The organism is Plantactinospora sp. BC1, assembly GCF_003030345.1.
Lineage (GTDB): Bacteria > Actinomycetota > Actinomycetes > Mycobacteriales > Micromonosporaceae > Plantactinospora.
The window spans coordinates 2,231,351-2,250,664 of record NZ_CP028158.1; the positions used below are offsets into that span (position 1 = coordinate 2,231,351).

Below are 19,314 nucleotides of genomic sequence, written 5' to 3' on the forward strand. Positions count from 1 at the left end.
TGGCCGGCGCCGCGTCCCGGGTCAGGTCGGCCTCGGTTCCGGCGCGGCCGGCCGGCTCGCCGACCCGGATGGTCTCGCCGTCCTCGGCGGCGGCGTAACCCGCCGTCGCCGCCGCGCCGCCGGGCCGCTCGACCCAGCCGGCCAGTTCGGTGGCGACGAACGACTGCACCGCCTTGCCGGACTCGGAGTTGGTCAGCACCACGAAGCCGTCACCGGCGCGGAGCCGGCCCATGGTCATCGCCCGGTAGCCGACCGTCTCGCCCGGGTGCCCGAACTCCAGGTCCGGCGCGGTGTCGTCGACGACCGTGCCGAGACCGTAGAAGGTGCCCGGCGAGGCGACCGCCACCAGTTCGGCGGCGAGTTCCGGGGTGAGCAGCTCGCCGCCGCCCAGGTGCGCACGGTGGATCTCGACCAGCACCCGGGCCAGGTCCGCGGCGGTCGTCCAGAGACCCCCGGCGGCCAGCGCCGGACGGTTGCGCCAGCCACCGGGTACGGGTACCCCGTGCTCGTCGTGACCGAGCGCGACCCGCCGGGCGGGGTCGGCCGGGAACGCCGGGTCGAAACTGCTGTCGGTCATGCCCAGCGGTGCCAGGACGAGCCGGCGGAGCAGCTCCGGGAACGGCTCCCCGGTCAGGTCGACCAGCACCTGTTGCAGCACCGCGTAGTGGCTGTTGGTCTTCCGGAACGACTCCCCCGGCACCAGTTCGGGCCGGACCGGCTCGGAGGTCGCCGGCGGGCGGCCGTGCAACACGTCGAGCAGGTCCGGCATCGGCTCGGTCGGGGCGTACCCGGTGTTCGGGCTGGTGGAGAGGCCGGAGAGGTTCGCCAGCAGGTGCCGTACGGTGACCGGCGCCGGCCCGTCCGGCACCCGCCACGAGGTGAGGTACCGGTTCACGTCGGCGTCCAGCTCCAGCCGCCCCTGACCGACCAGCCGGAGTACGCCGAGCGCGGTCACGTGCTTGCTGATCGAGGCGACCTGGAACGGGGTCTCCGGGGTGACCGGCTCGGCCCCACCGGCGACGAGTACGCCGTAGCCGCGTACCTCGGCGACCTGGCCGGCCCGGACCAGCGCGACACTCGCCCCGGGTATCTGATGCGCGGCCATGGTGGGCAGCGGCGACGGCCCGGCGGCGAGCCGACCCACCGGACGCGACTCGACCCGGGTGGCCGGCACCGGCTCGGTGGTGCCGGCGGTGACCGGCTCGGCTGTGACGGCGACCGCTGCCGGTGCGGCGGCGACCGGTTCCGGTGCGGCGGCTGCCACCGCTTCCGGTGCGGCGGCTGCCACCGCTTCCGGTGCGGGGGCTGCGGCCCTGTCCCGGCCCGGTGTGATGACGGGCAGCAGCTGGGTCGGCTCGACGAGCAGACTGGCCGGAGCCGGTGCGCCGAGGGCGACGGCCAGCTCGGCGACGCTGCCGTGCTGGTAGAGCATCCGCAACGACACCGGAAGATCGGCCTTCCGGGCGGCGGTGACGAGCTGCACGATCCGCATCGAGTCGGCGCCCAGGTCGAAGAACCTGTCGTGCACCCCCACCCGGTCGATGCCGAGCACCTCCACGCAGATCCGGGCGATCCGCCGCTCGATCTCGTTGCGCGGCGCCACGAACTCGCGCTCGCCGCCGAAGGACGTGCGCTCCGGCGCCGGCAGCGCCCGCCGGTCCACCTTGCCGGCCGAGTTCAACGGCAACGCGTCCAGGGTGACGAACGCGACCGGCACCATGTAGCCGGGCAGCGCCTCGGCCAGGAAGTCACGCAGCCCGGCCGGCTCGATCGGCCGGCCGTCCACCGGTACGACGTAGCCGGCGAGCCACTTCTCGCCGCCCTGGTCCTCCCGGGCCACCACCACCCCGTTGCGGACGTCCGGGTGGGCGAGCAGCCGCTCCTCGATCTCGGGCAGCTCGATCCGGTGCCCCCGGATCTTCACCTGGTGGTCCGCCCGACCCAGGAACTCCAGGTTCCCGTCCGGCCCGTACCGGACCAGGTCACCGGTGCGGTACATCCGGGTCCCGGCCGCCTTGCCGAACGGCTCCGGCAGGAACTTCTCGGCGGTCAGCTCGGGGCGGTTGACGTACCCCCGGGCGACGCCGTCACCGGCGATGTACAGCTCGCCGACGACGCCGACCGCGACCGGCTGGAAGTCCCGGTCCAGCACGTACGTCCGGGTGTTCGCGATCGGCCGGCCGATCGGCACCACCTCGACGTCCCCGGGCACGTCCCAACTCGTCGACCAGATCGCGGTCTCGGTCGGACCGTACACGTTGACCAGTCGCTTCACCCGGCCGCGCAGGTCACCGGCGAGCGCCGGCGGCAGCGCCTCGCCGCCGACCAGCGCGACCACCGGCCGTTGCCCGAAACCCGCGTCCAGCAGCAGCTTCCAGCCCGACGGCGTCGCCTGGACGTGCGTCACCGGATAGCGGTCGAGCAGGCTGAGCAGCTCCGGACTGTCTCCCACCTCGTCGTCGTCGGCCAGCACCAGCCGGCCGCCGGTGACCAGCGGGAGATACAGCTCCAGCCCGGAGATGTCGAAGGAGAGCGAGGTGGCGGCGAGCCAGACGTCGTCGGTGCCGGCGTCCAGCAGCCGGCGCATCGAGAAGAGCAGGTTCAGCAGCGCCCGGTGCGAGATCTGCACGCCCTTCGGCCGCCCGGTCGAGCCGGAGGTGAAGATGATGTACGCCAGCTGGTGCTGGTCGTCGCGGCGGGGCACCGGCTCCGCCGGCCGGGACTCGATCACGTTCTCGTCCCGGTCGGCGAGGACGTGCCGGCCGGCGTAGACCCCGTCCAGCCGGCCGACCAGCCTCGACTCGCTCACCACCAGTTCCGCGCCGGCGGTCTCCAGCATGTAGCCCAGCCGTTCCGCCGGCAGCTCCGGGTCCAGCGGCACGTACGCCGCACCGGCCTTCCAGACCGCCAGCAGCCAGGCCACCAGGGACGGCTCCCGCCCCAGCAGCACCCCGACCACCGACTCCGGCCCGACCCCGACCGCCCGCAGGTGCTGGGCGTACCGGTTCGCCAGCGCGTCGAGTTCGGCGTACCGGACCCGCTCGCCGCCCTGGACCACCGCCACCGACTTCGGGGTGGCCGCGGCCTGCGCCTCGACAATGTGGTGCACCGATCGACTCATCTTCTTCACCACTCCACCGCTGTGTCGTTCCAGTCGGTCAACACCGCGTCCAGCTCCCCCGCCGGCACGTACGTCGCCCGGGCGTCACCGTCGGCACCCGCGGCCATCGACTCCAGCACCGTCCGGTACATCGCGACCACCCGCTCGGCGTTCTCCGGGGTCAGCGCGGAGCGCCGGACCCGCAGCATCAGGTGCCCGGGACCGGTCGACACCGCGAGCGCGAACTCGTTGGCGGCGTCGCCCGCACCGGCCCGCACGTCGACGAGATCCGTGTCGACCTGGTGGAAGTCCTGATAGCTGAACATCACCTCGATGAGCTGCCGCCCGCCGAGCCGGCGTTGGATCGCCGGCATCGGATAGCGCCGGTGCGGCCAGAGTTCGACCTCGCGGTCGAAGACCTGCCGGACCAGGTCGCCCCAGGTGCCGGCCGTCCGGTCGTGCGGGAACGGCAGGGTGTTGAGGTACATCCCGTACACCTTCTCGGCGCCGTCGATCTCCGGCCGGGCGCTGCACACCAGGCCGGTGAAGAACGCCGGCTCGTCGGTGAGCTGGCTCATCACCTTCAGGTGCGCCGCGTGCAGCACCGCCTTCATCGACGTACGGGTCGCCGTCGCCAGCGCCCGCAGCCCCGGCTCCAGGTCCGGGAACCCGACCGGGACCCGGAAGCTGCCGGCCTCGTCGGCGGCGCCACCCCAACCGGCCGGCAGGGTGAACCGGGCGTGCCGGGTGACGATCCCCTGCCAGTAGTCCCGGTCCTCGGTCGAGGCCAGCGAGTCGAGTTCGGCGGCGATGAAGTCCGCGTACCGCACCCCGGGCGCGACGACCGGCTCGGGTTCCCGGCCGGCGGCGAGCTGCCGGTAGAGGTCGAGCACCTCCATCAGCAGCGACTGCTGGCTCCAGCCCTCGGTGATCGCGTGGCACTGGGTGAAGCCGAGCCGCCAGGCGTCGTCGCCCTCCACGAACCCGGCCATCCGGAGCAGCGGCGGGTCGGCCAGGTCGAACAGGTTCGCCCGCTCCCGGGCGATCAGGTCGTGCAGCGCCTGCTCCCGGCCCGGGTCGTCCAGGTGCCGTACGTCGCAGACCTCGACCGGCATCTCGGCGGTGTCGTGCACGAGCTGCATCGGCACCGAGTAGCTGGTCAGGTCGAACGAGGTACGCAGCAGCTCGTGCCGCCCGACGACGATCCGGGCCGCCTCGCGCAACGCCTCCGGCTGGAAGGGCTGCTCGTCACGGATCCGGAAGAAGCTGGTGTTGTGGTAGCGGTTGCCACCGACCCCGCCGAGCATCTCCACCACCATGCCGAGCTGCACCTGCGACAGCGGGTACGCGTCGACCACCCCGGCCGGCAACGCGGCCCGGTCCTCGGCGGAGAGCAGCGCGTACGGCGCGATCGGACCGGACTCGACCGACTGGTCGGCAACCGACTGTCCGGAGAGCTTCTCGGCGAGTTCGGCGATGGTGCGGTACTGGAACACGTCCCGGACCGCCACCTCGAACCCGGCCGCCCGCAACTTCCCGACCAACGCCACCGCCCGAATCGAATGCCCACCCAGATCGAAGAAACTCTCCGTCACCCCCACCCGCTCCAGGCCCAGCACCGCACACCACACCGAAGCGATCCGCTCCTCCACCGGCGTGCGCGGACCCACGAACACCGGCCCTGCATCCACCACGGCAGAATCCGGATCCGGCAACGCCCGACGATCCACCTTCCCGTTCGCGTTCAACGGCAACGCATCCAACACCACGAACGCCGCCGGCACCATGTACTCCGGCAACCGGGTCGCCGCATGCCCGGTCAACCCGGCAACATCCAACTCGCCGGACGAGGCCGGCACGCAGTAGGCGACCAGACGCTTGTCCGACGCCGCACCCACCGCCACCACCACCGCGTCCCGAACCGACCCATGCTCCAGCAACACCGACCGGATCTCACCCAACTCGATCCGATACCCGTGCACCTTCACCTGATCGTCGACCCGACCGACGAACTCCACATCACCGCTCGGCAACACCCGGACCAGGTCGCCGGTCCGATACAACCGAGACCCCGCCGACCCGAACGGATCCGGCACGAACCGCTCCGCCGTCAACTCCGGCCGGTTCACATAACCCCGGGCCACACCGACCCCACCGACATACAACTCACCCAGCACACCCACCGGAACCGGCGACAGGTCGGCGTCGAGGACGTACATCGACATGCCGGGCAGCGGACGACCGATCGGCACCACGTCCGAGTCGGGCGTACGGGTGACGGGATAGGTGCAGGTGCCGACGGACGCCTCGGTCGGGCCGTACTCGTTGACCAGGCGGCCGTCGCCGAGGATCCGGCGCCAGTTCTCGGCGACCGGGCCGGGCAGGGCCTCGCCGGCCACCACCACGATCTCGGCCAGCGCGGCGAGCTGGGCGTCCTCGGCCTGCTGGCCGATGATCTCCAGGTGGCCGGGGGTCAGCTTCAGGAAGCTGAACGGACCGGCGGCCACCAACTCCCGACCCAGATCCGCCATGTCCAGATCCGGACCCGCCAACCACACCCGCTGACCCGACACCAACGGCGCCCACACATTCGGCACCACCAGATCGAACGCCACCGACGAGAACAACGCCGAACCACCAACACCACGACCAGCCAACTCCCGCGCCGCCCACGACACATGGTTGACCAACCCACGGTGCGACACCGCCACACCCTTCGGCCGCCCCGTCGACCCCGACGTGAAAATCACGTACGCGAGCCGATCGAGGTCGGCGGGTTCGGCGATAGGGGTCGCCGGACGGTTGCCGATCTCCAGGCGCTCGGTGTCGACGAGGACACAGTCCAGCGTCGGGTCGAACCGGTCCGCGTGCCGGGACCGGGTGACCACCACCCGGGCACCGGCGTCGGTGAGCATCGTGTTCACCCGGTCGGCCGGGAACGAGGGGTCCAGCGGCACGTACGCGCCACCGGTCTTCCAGACCGCCAGGAAGGTGGCGATCAGGTCCGGTCCCCGGTCCAGCAGCACCCCGACCAGCGACTCTGGGCCCACGCCCCGGGACCGCAGGTGCCGGGCCAGCCGGTTCGCCCGGGCGTCCAGCTCGGCGTAGTCGAGTTCCAGCTCGCCGAGGGCCACCGCGATCCGGTCCGGATGCGCGGCGGCGACGTCGGCGACCAGCTCCGGAACGGTACGGGTCGGCGCGGCGGTGGGGTTGACGGCGTACTCGCCGAGCAGCCGCTCCCGCTCCTCCGCCGGCAGGTGGTTCTGCCGGGCGTCGCCGCCGGCACCGGTCGCCGCCATCGCCGCCAGAACCGCCCGGTACATCGCGCCGAGCCGGGTCGCGTCCGGCCGGCTCAGCATGTGCGTGTCGGCGGTCAGCACCAGGCTCCCGGTCATCGCGGCGACGGCCAGGCCGAACTCGGTGGCCCCCTCGCCGAGCCCGGACTCCACGTCGACCAGTTCGGTGTCGACCGCGTCGAAGTCCTGGTAGCTGAACCGCACGTCGAGCAGGCGCTGGCCGTCGGCCAGCTCACGCTGGATCGCCGGCATCGGATAGCGCCGGTGCGGCCACAGCTCGACCTCGCGGTCGAAGACCTGCCGGACCAGCTCACCCCAGGTCGCCGCTCCGCGCCGGTGCGCGAAGGGCAGGGTGTTCAGGTACATCCCGTAGACCTTGTCGGCGCCGTCGACCTCGGGCCGGGCGCTGCACACCAGGCCGGTGTAGAAGACCGGCTCGTCGGTGAGCTGGCTCATCACCTTCAGGTGCGCCGCGTGCAGCACCGCCTTCAAGGAGGTACGCGTCGACGTGGCCAGCGCCCGCAGCTCCGGCTCCAGGTCGCGGACCGGCACGGTGACCGAGTACGGCTCCCGGGGCGTCGACGGGTCGGCGGCCCAGCCGGTCGGCAGTGACAGCTTGGTGTAGCCGTCGACGATTCCGCGCCAGTAGTCGCGGTCCTCGGTCGAGGCCAGCGAGTCGAGTTCGGCGGCGATGAAGTCCGCGTACCGGACCGCCGGGCGGGTCGCCGGTGTCGGTGTTCCGCCGGCCCGGATCTGCTGGTACAGCTCCAGCAGCTCGGTCAGCATCGCCCGGTGGCTCCACCCCTCGGTGATCGGGTGGGAGACCGTGACGGACATCCACCACGCCTCGTCGCTCTCCTCGTGCACGGTGAACCGCAGCAGCGGGGCCACCCCGAGGTCGAACAGCTTGGCCCGTTCCGCCGTGGTGAACTCCCGGATCGCCTGCTTCCGCCCGGCCGCGTCGAGCTGCCGGATGTCGCGTACGCCGATCGGGATCTCGGCGGTGTCGTGCACGAGCTGCATCGGCACCGAATAGCTGGTCAGGTCGAACGAGGTACGCAGCAGCTCGTGCCGCTCGACCACGATCCGGGCCGCCTCGCGCAGCGCGTCCAGCCCGAACGACTGCTCGGTGCGCAGCCGGAACGAGGTGACGTTGTGGTAGGCGTGCAGATCGTTGTCGGCCAGCATCTCGACGACCATGCCGAGCTGCACCTGCGACAGCGGGTACGCGTCGACCACCCCGGCCGGCAACGCGGCCCGGTCCTCGGCGGAGAGCAGCGCGTACGGCGCGATCGGACCGGACTCGACCGACTGGTCGGCAACCGACTGTCCGGAGAGCTTCTCGGCGAGTTCGGCGATGGTGCGGTACTGGAACACGTCCCGGACCGCCACCTCGAACCCGGCCGCCCGCAACTTCCCGACCAACGCCACCGCCCGAATCGAATGCCCACCCAGATCGAAGAAACTCTCCGTCACCCCCACCCGCTCCAGGCCCAGCACCGCACACCACACCGAAGCGATCCGCTCCTCCACCGGCGTGCGCGGACCCACGAACACCGGCCCTGCATCCACCACGGCAGAATCCGGATCCGGCAACGCCCGACGATCCACCTTCCCGTTCGCGTTCAACGGCAACGCATCCAACACCACGAACGCCGCCGGCACCATGTACTCCGGCAACCGGGTCGCCGCATGCCCGGTCAACCCGGCAACATCCAACTCGCCGGACGAGGCCGGCACGCAGTAGGCGACCAGACGCTTGTCCGACGCCGCACCCACCGCCACCACCACCGCGTCCCGAACCGACCCATGCTCCAGCAACACCGACCGGATCTCACCCAACTCGATCCGATACCCGTGCACCTTCACCTGATCGTCGACCCGACCGACGAACTCCACATCACCGCTCGGCAACACCCGGACCAGGTCGCCGGTCCGATACAACCGAGACCCCGCCGACCCGAACGGATCCGGCACGAACCGCTCCGCCGTCAACTCCGGCCGGTTCACATAACCCCGGGCCACACCGACCCCACCGACATACAACTCACCCAGCACACCCACCGGAACCGGCGACAGGTCGGCGTCGAGGACGTACATCGACATGCCGGGCAGCGGACGACCGATCGGCACCACGTCCGAGTCGGGCGTACGGGTGACGGGATAGGTGCAGGTGCCGACGGACGCCTCGGTCGGGCCGTACTCGTTGACCAGGCGGCCGTCGCCGAGGATCCGGCGCCAGTTCTCGGCGACCGGGCCGGGCAGGGCCTCGCCGGCCACCACCACGATCTCGGCCAGCGCGGCGAGCTGGGCGTCCTCGGCCTGCTGGCCGATGATCTCCAGGTGGCCGGGGGTCAGCTTCAGGAAGCTGAACGGACCGGCGGCCACCAACTCCCGACCCAGATCCGCCATGTCCAGATCCGGACCCGCCAACCACACCCGCTGACCCGACACCAACGGCGCCCACACATTCGGCACCACCAGATCGAACGCCACCGACGAGAACAACGCCGAACCACCAACACCACGACCAGCCAACTCCCGCGCCGCCCACGACACATGGTTGACCAACCCACGATGCGACACCGCCACACCCTTCGGCCGACCCGTCGACCCCGACGTGAAAATCACGTACGCGAGCCGGTCGAGATCGGTCGGGACCACGAGCGGTGTGGCCGGCTGCTCGGCGATGGCCGGCGCGTCCCGGTCCACCAGGACCCGCACCGGGATCTCCGGGAACCGGTCGGCGTAGCCGGAGCCGGTCACCACCACCCGGGTGCCGGCGTCGGCCAGCATGTCGGCGAGCCGGTCGGCCGGGTGGGCCGGGTCGAGCGGCACGTACGCGCCGCCGGCCTTCCAGACCGCCAGCATCGCCACCAGCAGCTCGGGGCCCCGGTCCAGCAGCACTCCGACGACGGACTCCGGCACCACCCCGCAGGCGCGCAGGTGCCGGGAGAGCCGGTTCGCCCGGGCGTCCAGTTCGGCGTACGTGAGCTGCTGGCCGGCGCACTCGACCGCCACCGTGTGCGGGGTGGCCGACATCTGTGCGACGAAGCGCTCCGGCACGGCCGGTCCGGTCGGTTCGGCGGTGGTGCGGTTCCACTCCACCACCAGCCGTTGCCGCTCCTCGTCGGCGAGGAAGGTGCCCCGGGCGTCGCCCTCCGGGTCCGCCGCCATCGCCTCCAGCACGGCCCGGTACATGGCGCCCATCCGGTCGCCGTTGGCCCGGCTCAGCACCCGGGGGTTGACCGCCATCGTCACGTAGCCGAGCCGGACCGCCACGGCGAGCGGGAACTCGGTCGGGCTGTCGTCGATGCTGGCCATGTAGTCGACGAGGTCCCGGTCGACCTGGTCGAAGTCGTGGTAGCTGAACCGGACGTCCATCAGCCGCTGGCCGTCGCCGAACTCGCGCTGGATCTCCGGCATCGGGAACCGGCGGCGGGGCCAGATCTCCATCTCCCGGGCGTACGTCCGCGCCACCAGTTCCAGCCAGGTCCGGGCGCCCCGGTCGTAGCCGAACGGCAGGCTGTTCAGGTACATCCCGTAGACCCGGTCGGCGCCGACCACCTCGGGCCGGCCGTGCAGCACCAGACCGGTCAGGAACGACTCCTCGGCGGTGAGCTGGCTCATCACCTTCAGGTGGGCGGCGAGCAGCACCGTCTTCAGCGACGCCTTCGCCCGGCTGGCCAGCTTGCGCAGGTCGGACTCCAGGTCGTGGAAGGGCACCCCGAGCATCAGCGACTCGCGCGGCGCGTCCTCGTCACCCCAGCCGGTGGGCAGGGTGAACCGGGCGTACCGGCCGACGATGTCCCGCCAGTAGTCCCGGTCGTCCGACGACGCCAGCGAGCGCAGCTCGGCGCCGATGAAGTCGGCGAACCGCACCGGCGGCGGCTCGACCTCGGCCGGCGTACCGCCGTCGCGGATCTCCCGGTAGAGGTCGAGCACCTCCATCAGCAGCGAGTGGTGGCTCCAGCCCTCGATGATGGCGTGGCACTCGGTGACCGAGAGCCACCAGGTCTTGTCGTCGCAGACGTGCGCGTGCAGCCGCATCAGGGCCGGCTGGGCCAGGTCGAAGACGTCGGCCCGCTCCACCGCGGTGAACTCCCGCAGCGACCGGTCCAGCTCGGCGGCGTCCAGGTGCCGCAGGTCCCGCTCCCCGACCGGCATCTCGGCGGTCGGGTACACCACCTGCATCGGCACCGAGTACGTGGTCAGGTCGATCGCGGTCCGCAGCACCTCGTGCCGGGCCACCACGATCCGGGCCGCCTCGCGGAGCGCCTCCAGCGCGAACGGCTGCTCGTCACGGATCCGGAACGACGTCACGTTGTGGTACGCGTGCAGCTCCCCGTCGGAGAGCATCTCGACGACCATGCCGGCCTGGACCCGGGAGAGCGGGTACGCGTCGCTGGCGCCGGCCGGCACCTTCGCCCGGTCCTCGGCGGAGAGCAGCTCGAACGGCGCCACCGGGCGCTCCTGCGCGGCCGGCGCGGACCGGCCGTCGAGGATCCCGCAGAGTTCCGCGACGGTCCGGTGTGCGAAGACGTCCCGGACGGAGACGTCCAGTCCGATCGACCGCAGCTCGCCGACCAGGGCGACCGCCCGGATCGAGTGCCCGCCGAGGTCGAAGAAGCTGTCGTGCACGCCGACCCGCTCGACCCCGAGCACGCTCCGCCAGATCGCCGCGACCCGCTCCTCGACCGGGGTACGCGGCGGCACGTAGGCCTGCTCCCCGGAGAGTGCGGCGCGGTCCGGCGCGGGTAGCGCGCGGCGGTCGAGTTTGCCGTTGGCGGTCAGCGGAATCTTCTCCAGCGGCACGAACGCGGCCGGCACCATGTATTCCGGCAGGCCGCGGGCGAGGAACTCGCGCAGCTCGGCCGGGCTCGGCACCTGGTCGCCCTCGGCCACCAGATAGCCGACGAGTCGCTTGTCGCCGGGGATGTCCTCCCGGACCACCACCACCGCGTCCCGGACCCCCGGGTACGCGGCGAGCACGGTCTCGATCTCGCCCAGCTCGACCCGGTAGCCACGGATCTGCACCTGGTCGTCGATCCGGCCGAGGAAGTCCAGCCCGCCGTCGGGGCGGCGCCTCGCCAGGTCGCCACTGCGGTACATCCGGGCCCCCGGCTCGGAAGCGAACGGGTCCGGCACGAACCGCTGCGCGGTCAGCTCCGGCCGCTTGAGGTAGCCCCGGGCCACCCCGGGACCACCCACGTGGATCTCACCCGGCACGCCGACCGGGACCAGGTTGCCGTACCGGTCGAGGAGATAGATCCGCAGGTCGCCGAGGGGGTAGCCGACCGGGTTGCCGGGGTCGCCGATGTCCTGCGGGCGTACCTGGTGGAAGCTGGAGTGCACCGTCGTCTCGGTGATGCCGTACATGTTGAGCAGGGCCGGGCGGTCCAGGCCGAACCGGTCGGTCCAGGGGGCCAGCTCGGCCATCTCCAGCTTCTCGCCGGCGAAGACCACCGCCCGCAGCTCCAGGGCGGCGAGCCGGGGATCGTCGTCCCGGGCGAAGCCGACCAGGCTGCGGAACGCCGACGGGGTCTGGTTGAGCACCGTGACCCGCTCCCGGACGAGCAGCTCCAGGAACTCGTCCGGCACCCGGGTCACCTCGCGCGGCACCACCACCAGCCGGCCGCCGTAGAGCAGCGCGCCCCAGAGTTCCCAGACGGAGACGTCGAAGGCGTACGAGTGGAACAGCGGCCAGACGTCGGCGGCGGAGAACCGGTAGTGGGTGTCGCCGACGGTCAGCAGCCGGAGCACGTTGGCGTGGGTCAGGCAGACGCCCTTCGGCCGCCCCGTCGACCCCGAGGTGTAGATGACGTAGATCAGGTTCTCCGGGCCGGTGAGCGGGGCCAGGTTCTCCGCCGGCTGCCCCGACAGGTCCTCCTCGTCGAGGTTGACCACGGCACCGTCGGAGAAGCCGGCGACCGTCCCGGCCAGCGACGACTGGGTCACGATCACCGACGCGCCCGCGTCGCCGACCATGAAACCGAGCCGATCCACCGGCTGCGCCGGATCCAGCGGCAGGTACGCCGCACCGGACTTCAGCACCCCGAGCAGGGTCGGGACCAGGTCGATGCCCCGCTCCAGGCAGACCCCGACCAGGGACTCCGGTCCCGCGCCGAGCGCGCGGAGCCGGTGCGCCAGCCGGTTCGCCCGGGCGTTCACCTCGGCGTACGTCAACGAGACGCCCTCGAAGGTCACCGCGACGGCGTCCGGGGCGGCGGCCACCCGCTCCTCGAAGACCTGGTGCACGGTCCGGGTCGGCGGCACCGCCTCGATCCGGAACGGGTCGGCGACCCCGGTGACCTCGGCCCGCTCGGCGTCGTCGAGCAGGTCGACCGCCGAGAGCGCCCGATCCGGGTCGGCGACGACGGCCTGGAGCAGCCGGACCAGGTGCCCGCCGAGGCGGCGCATCGTGGCCCCGTCGAAGAGCGCGGTCGCGTACTCCAGGTGGGCCCGGAGCCCACCGTCGGCGGCCTCCCGGATCTGGAGCGTCAGGTCGAAGCGGGAGACCTGGGAGAGCGCGTCCAGCGCCGAGACGGTCAGCCCCGGCATCGCGTACGCCCCGGCGCCCGCCTCGTGCATGGTGAAGGCGACCTGGAACAGCGGGGTACGGGACATGTCCCGCTCCGGCTGGAGTTCGTCGACGAGCTGCCCGAACGGCACCTCCTGGTGGTCGAAGGCGGCCAGCACGGTCTGCCGGTTGGCGGCCAGCAGCTCGCCGAAGGTGATGTCGGAGTCCCAGCGGGCCCGCATCACCAGGCTGTTGATGCCGTACCCGATCAGCTTGGAAAGCTCGGGCCGGTTGCGTCCGGAGACCACCGTGCCGACCGGGATGTCGGTGCCGCCGGTGTACCGGGACAGCAGCGCCTGGTAGCCGGTGAGCAGCACCATGAACAGGGTGGCGTCGTGCCGCCGGGCGAGGTCCCGGAGCTGCCCGCCGAGCGCGGCCGGCAGCTCCACCTCGACCACCGCACCGGCCCAGTCCCGGGTCACCGGGCGGGGCCGGTCCGCCGGCAGGTCCAGCGGCGGCACCCCGGCGAGCTGCTGCCGCCAGTAGTCCAGGTGCCGCTGGTGCTCCGCCTCCGAGCGGTTCCGCTCCCAGGCGGCGTAGTCGGCGTACTGCACCGGCAGCGGGGCGAGGGTGCTGGGCCGGCCGGCGAGCGCGGCCGCGTACAGCTCGCTGAGTTCCTCGGCGAAGACCCCGACCGACCAGGCGTCGCAGGCGACGTGGTGGAAGACCACGACCAGCAGGTGGTCGTCGTCGGCCAGCCGGACCAGCCGGGCCCGGACCGGCCACTGGGTGGCCAGGTCGAACGGGATCGACGGCTCCTCGGCGGCCCGGTCGAAGCCCCGGCGCTCCCGCTCCGCCTCGGGCAGGTCGGTCAGGTCCGTCACCGCCAGCTCGACCGGCCCGGCCGGGTCGATCACCTGGACCGGCTCGCCGCCGACCAGCGCGTACCGGGTACGCAGGATCTCGTGCCGGCCGACCAGTTCGGTCAGCGCCCGGCGCAGCGCGGCGGAGTCCAGCGGACCGCGCAGCCGCAGCGCGAGCGGTACCAGATATTCCCAGCTGCCCGGGTCCAGCCTGCTCAGGAACCACATCTGCTGCTGTCCGAAGGAGAGCGGCAGTGGACCGCTCCGGTCGACCCGGGTCAGTGCCGCGCGGCGACCGCCGCGCAGCCGCCCGGCGAGCCGGGCCCGGAGCAGTTCCTCCCGGGCCGCCTCGACACCGCGTTCGATCGTGCCCTCGACCGTGCTCATACCTCTTGCTCCTTCAGCAACGCCAGGCCGGCCAGCAGGTCGGACTCGGAAAGCTCGTCGATCTCGGCGCGGATCCGCTCCTCGACCGCCTCGGCGATCCGCGCGATCGTGGGCCGTTCGAAGACGGTCCGCACCGGTAGGTCGATCTCGAACTCCTCCTGGATCCGGGAGGCCAGCCGGACCGCGAGGATCGAGTGGCCGCCGACGGTGAAGAAGTTCGTCTGGGTACCGGCGTCGACGTCGAGCAGCTCGGCCCAGATCTCGGCGATCCGCTCCTCGACCGGACCCTGCGGTGCGACGTAGCCCGCCGCGTCCACCTCGGCGACCGTCCGGGCCGGGGTCGGCAGCGCGCGACGGTCGAGCTTGCCGTTGGGGGTCAGCGGAATCTTCTCCAGCGGCACGAAGACGCCCGGCACCATGTAGTCGGGCAGCCGGCTGCCGCAGTAGCCGACCAGGTCGGGGACGAGCGGCGGGTCGTCGGCGTCGGGTACGTAGTAGGCGACGACCCTCGGCTGGCCCGGCTCCGGCTCGTCGGTCAGCACGACCGCGTTCCGGACGCCGGGGTGCGCGGCGAGCACGGTCTCGATCTCGCCCAGCTCGACCCGGTAGCCGCGGATCTGCACCTGGTGGTCGATCCGGCCGAGGAAGTCGAGCCCGCCGTCGGGGCGGCGCCGGGCCAGGTCGCCGCTGCGGTACATCCTGGCCCCCGGCTCGGCCGCGAACGGGTCCGGCACGAACCGCTGCGCGGTCAGCTCCGGCCGGTTCAGGTAGCCCCGGGCCACCGCCGGACCGCCGACGTGGATCTCGCCGGGGACCCCGACCGGGACCAGGTTGCCGTAGCCGTCCAGCAGGTAGATCCGGGAGTCGCTCAGCGGATAGCCGATCGGGTTGCCGGAACCGGTGATGTCCTGCGGACGTACCAGGTGGTAGGTGGAGTGCACCGTCGTCTCGGTGATGCCGTACATGTTGACCAGTGCCGGACGCTCACCGAACCGGGCCATCCAGGGGGCCAGCTCGGCCATCTCCAGCTTCTCGCCGGCGAAGACCACGGCCCGCAGCGACAGCCGGTCCAGCCGGGGGTTGCCGTCCCGGGCGAACCCGACCATGGCGCGGAACGCCGACGGGGTCTGGCTGAGCACGGTGACCCGCTCGGTGACCAGCAGCTCCAGGAACTCGTCCGGCAGCCGGGTCACCTCGCGCGGCACCACCACCAGCCGGCCGCCGTAGGCCAGCGCGCCCCAGAGTTCCCAGACGGAGACGTCGAAGGCGTACGAGTGGAACAGCGTCCACACGTCGTCGGCGGAGAAGCCGTACTGCGGGTGGGTGGTGGTGAAGAGCCGGAGCACGTTGGCGTGGCTCAGGCAGACGCCCTTCGGCCGCCCCGTCGACCCCGAGGTGTAGATCACGTAGATCAGGTCCTCGGGGTGCGAGACCGGCGTCGGGTTCGCCACCGGCTGCCCCGACAGGTCCTCCCGGTCGAGCACCAGCAGGTCGCCGTCGAAGAACCCGGAGACCGTGCCGACCAGCGACGACTGCGTCACGACCACCGGAGCACCCGCGTCGTCGACCATGAGGCCGAGCCGGTCCACCGGCTGCGCCGGATCCAGCGGCAGGTACGCCGCACCGGACTTCAGCACTCCGATCAGGGTCGGGACCAGGTCGATCCCGCGCTCCAGGCAGACGCCGACCAGCGAGCCGGGCCCGATCCCGCCGGCCCGCAGCCGGTGTGCCAGCCGGTTCGCCCGGGCGTTCACCTCGGCGTACGTCAACGAGACGTCCTGGAAGGTCACCGCCACCGCCTCCGGGGCGAGCAGCACCCGCTCCTCGAAGACCTGGTGCAGGCAGCGGTCCGGGGCACCGGTGCGGAACGGGTCGATCCGGCCGGTGCCGACCAGCTCGTCGACCGGGTCGAGGAAGTCCACCGCGCCGAGCCGCAGCTCCGGGTCGGCGGTGACCGCCTGGAGCAGCCGGACCAGGTGGCCGCCCATCCGGTCCACCGTGGAGCGGTCGAAGAGCGCGGTCGCGTACTCCAGGGCGCCGAGCATCGCGCCGTCTTCCTGCACCCGGACGAAGAGCGTCAGGTCGGTCTTGGCGATCTGCCACGCCTCGGTGAACGCGGCCAGGTCGTCGGCGCGCACCGCACCGCCGGTCAGCCCCTCGTCGTGCAGGTCGAAGGCGACCTGGAACAGCGGGGTACGGGACATGTCCCGGTCCGGCTGGAGGTCGTCGACGAGCTGCTCGAACGGCAGCGTCTGGTGCGCGAACGCGGCCCGGCAGACCTCCCGGGTCGCCTCCAGCGCCTCGCCGAACCGCATCCCGGCGGTCAGGTTCGGCCGCAGCACCAGCGAGTTGAGGAAGAAGCCGACCATCTCCTCCAGCTCGGGCCGGTTGCGGCCGGCCACCGGAGTGCCGACGGCGACGTCCCAGCGTCCGGCGTACCGGGCGAGGAGCGTGCTGAACGCGGTCAGCATCGTCATGTACGGCGAGGCGCCGTACCGCCGGCCGAGGTCACGGATCGCGGCGGCGAGGTCGGTCGGGATGGTGAACGGGGCGAGCGCGCCCGACGGGTCGCGGCGGGCCGGTCGGGGCCGGTCGGTCGGCAGGTCCAGCGGGCCGAGCCCGTCCAGGGTCTTCCGCCAGTACGCCAGCTCCGCCGCCAGCACCTCCTCGGTCAGCCAGCCCTGCTGCCAGCTCGCGAAGTCGGGGTACTGGATCGGCTGCTCCGGCAGTTCCGGGGCGCGGCCGGCAACCGTCGCCGCGCAGAGTTCCCGCAGCTCCCGCTCCAGCACCACCGACGACCAGCCGTCGCAGGCGATGTGGTGCAGGGTGAGCAGCAGCACCGACTCGCCGGCCGGGGTACGCCCGGCCGTGGCCGGGATCCGCACCGAGGTCGGCGGGGCCGGCGTCGGCGTACCCGGGAAGCGGACCAGCAGCGCCCGCCAGACCGGGCCGGTGGCCAGGTCGAAGCCGCGCTCGAACTCGCCGCGGAACACCGTCTCCAGGTCGGCGGCGTCGGCCTCGACCACCCGCAGCTCGACCGGGCCGGGCGCGTCGACCACCTGGCGGGGCTCGCCACCGAACTCGACGTAGCGGGTGCGGAGGATCTCGTGCCGCCCGGCCAGCGCGTCCAGCGCCCGCCGGACCGTGCTCTGGCTGACCTCCCTGCCGAGCCGGACGAAGAGCGGGGCGACCCACTCGGTGTTGCCCGGCTCCAGCCGGTCCAGGAACCAGAGCCGGCGCTGCCCGAACGACAGCGGCAGCGGCCCGGTCCGGGGCACCGGGACGATCGGCGGGCCGTCGTCGGAGGGCACCGAGATCAGCTTCGCCTGCTGCTCGACGGTGGGTGCGGTGAAGAGGCCGCGCAGCGGTACCTTGCTGCCGGAGGCCGCCCGGAGCTGGTTGGCGAGCCGGGTGAGCAGCAGCGAGGAGCCGCCGAGCGAGAAGAAGTCGTCGTGCGCGCCGACCCGGTCCACCCTGAGCAGTTCCGCCCAGGAGCGGGCGACCAGCCGCTCGGCGGCGGTGCGCGGCGCCACGTACGGCGGGCGGCCGTCCTCGGCGCCGATCTCCGGGGCCGGCAGTGCGGCCCGGTCCACCTTGCCGCTGCTGTTCAGCGGGAACTCGGGCAGGGCCACGAAGGCGGCCGGGATCATCGGGTCGGGCAGCCGGTCCCGGAGGAAGGTACGCAGCCGGTCGGCGGTCGGCACCCGCTCGCCGGTGACGTACCCGACGAGCCGCTTGCCGCCCTCGGCGGTCTCCACGGCCAACACCACGGCGGCGTCGACGTCCGGGTTGGCGACCAGTGCGGACTCCACCTCGCCGGGCTCGATCCGGACGCCGTTCACCTTCACCTGGTGGTCGAGCCGCCCGATGTACTCCAGGGTCGCGTCGGTCCGCCACCGCACCAGGTCGCCGGTGCGGTAGAGCCGGGACCCCGGCGGCCCGTACGGGTCGGGGACGAACTTCTCGGCGGTCAGCTCCGGCCGGCCGAGGTAGCCCCGGGCCACCCCGACCCCGCCGGCGTGCAGTTCACCGGCGACCCCGACCGGCACCGGGTCCCCGTTCGGGTCGAGCACCAGCACCCGGAGGTTGGCCAGGGGCCGGCCGATCGGCACCGGGCCGGTCGGCAGCGCCGGGTCGTACGGGTGCGCGGTCACGTCGATGGCGCACTCGGTCGGCCCGTACGTGTTCCAGAGGGTGACCTTGAGTCCGTCGGTGAGCCGCCGGCACAGCTCGGCGTGCAGCGGCTCGCCGGCCGAGAAGAGCAGTCGCAGCGAGGTGCAGTCCCGCCAGCCCGGATCGTCGGCGACCAGCCGGAGCACCGACGGCACGCCCTGGAAGACGGTGACGCCGTACCGGCTGATCGCCCGGACCAGTGCCGCCGGGTCGCGCTCGGCGCCGACCGGGGCGAGCACCACCGCACCGCCGCTGACCAGCGGGGCGAAGAACTCCCAGCAGGCAGCGTCGAAGGTCAGCGCGGTCTTCTGCAACACCCGGTCGGCCGGGCCGAGGCCGTGCTGCCGGACCGCCCAGTCGACCCGGTTGGCGATCGCCGCGTGGCTGATCATGACGCCCTTGGGCCGGCCGGTGGAGCCGGAGGTGTAGATCGCGTAGGCGAGGTCGTCCCCGGTCGCCGGGTTGACCGGCGCCTCGTCGGGCAGCCCGGCGAGTTCGGCGGCGATGTCGTCGAGGTGGAGCACCCGGGCGCCGGTGCCGGCCACCAGCTCGGCGTGGGCCGAGCCGGTGAGCACGATCCCGGCGCCGGTGTCGGTCAGCACCCAGGTCGCCCAGTCCCGAGGGTGGTCCGGGCTCAGCGGCAGGTAGCCGGCACCCGCCTTCCAGACGCCGAGCAGCGCGACGACCAGGTCGACGCCGCGGGGCAGGCAGACCCCGACCAGCGTGTCGGGCCCGGCACCGAGGCCGCGCAGGTACCGGGCCAGCCGGTTGGCCCGGCGGTCCAGTTCGGCGTACGTCACCTCGACGTCGCCGGCCAGCACGGCGACCGCGTCGGGCGTGGCCGCCACCTGGCGGGCGACCAGCGCCGGCAGGATGTTGGCGGACCCGGCGACGCTCGCCGGCCCGCTGGAGTCGCCGACCAGGTCAGTCCGGCTTCGATCGGGGTTCATGGGTGCTCCTCACCTCGTTGCGGGG

At 72.6% G+C, this 19,314-nt stretch carries 2 protein-coding genes and 1 pseudogene; all 3 read right to left on the bottom strand.

The window, feature by feature from the left end:
* Window positions 1-187: 187 nt before the first annotated feature.
* A pseudogene (locus C6361_RS36925) lies at window positions 188-3,121 on the bottom strand (amino acid adenylation domain-containing protein); the annotation flags it as partial.
* A gap of 5 nt (window positions 3,122-3,126) precedes the next feature.
* Window positions 3,127-14,166, bottom strand: a complete 11,040-nt coding sequence (locus tag C6361_RS09420) for a non-ribosomal peptide synthetase (RefSeq protein ID WP_107267501.1) — start codon at window positions 14,164-14,166, stop codon at window positions 3,127-3,129.
* Window positions 14,163-19,289 carry a non-ribosomal peptide synthetase gene (locus tag C6361_RS09425; protein WP_107267502.1) on the bottom strand — a complete coding sequence of 1,709 codons (5,127 nt, stop codon included), beginning with the start codon at window positions 19,287-19,289 and terminating at the stop codon, window positions 14,163-14,165. The genes C6361_RS09420 and C6361_RS09425 overlap by 4 nt, the downstream gene beginning before the upstream one ends.
* Window positions 19,290-19,314: the final 25 nt, after the last annotated feature.

Coding starts and splice junctions, on each gene's coding strand:
- C6361_RS09425 (WP_107267502.1), bottom strand. CDS start 19,289: ATGAACCCCGATCGAAGCCGGACTGACCTGGTCGGCGACTCCAGCGGG.
- C6361_RS09420 (WP_107267501.1), bottom strand. CDS start 14,166: ATGAGCACGGTCGAGGGCACGATCGAACGCGGTGTCGAGGCGGCCCGG.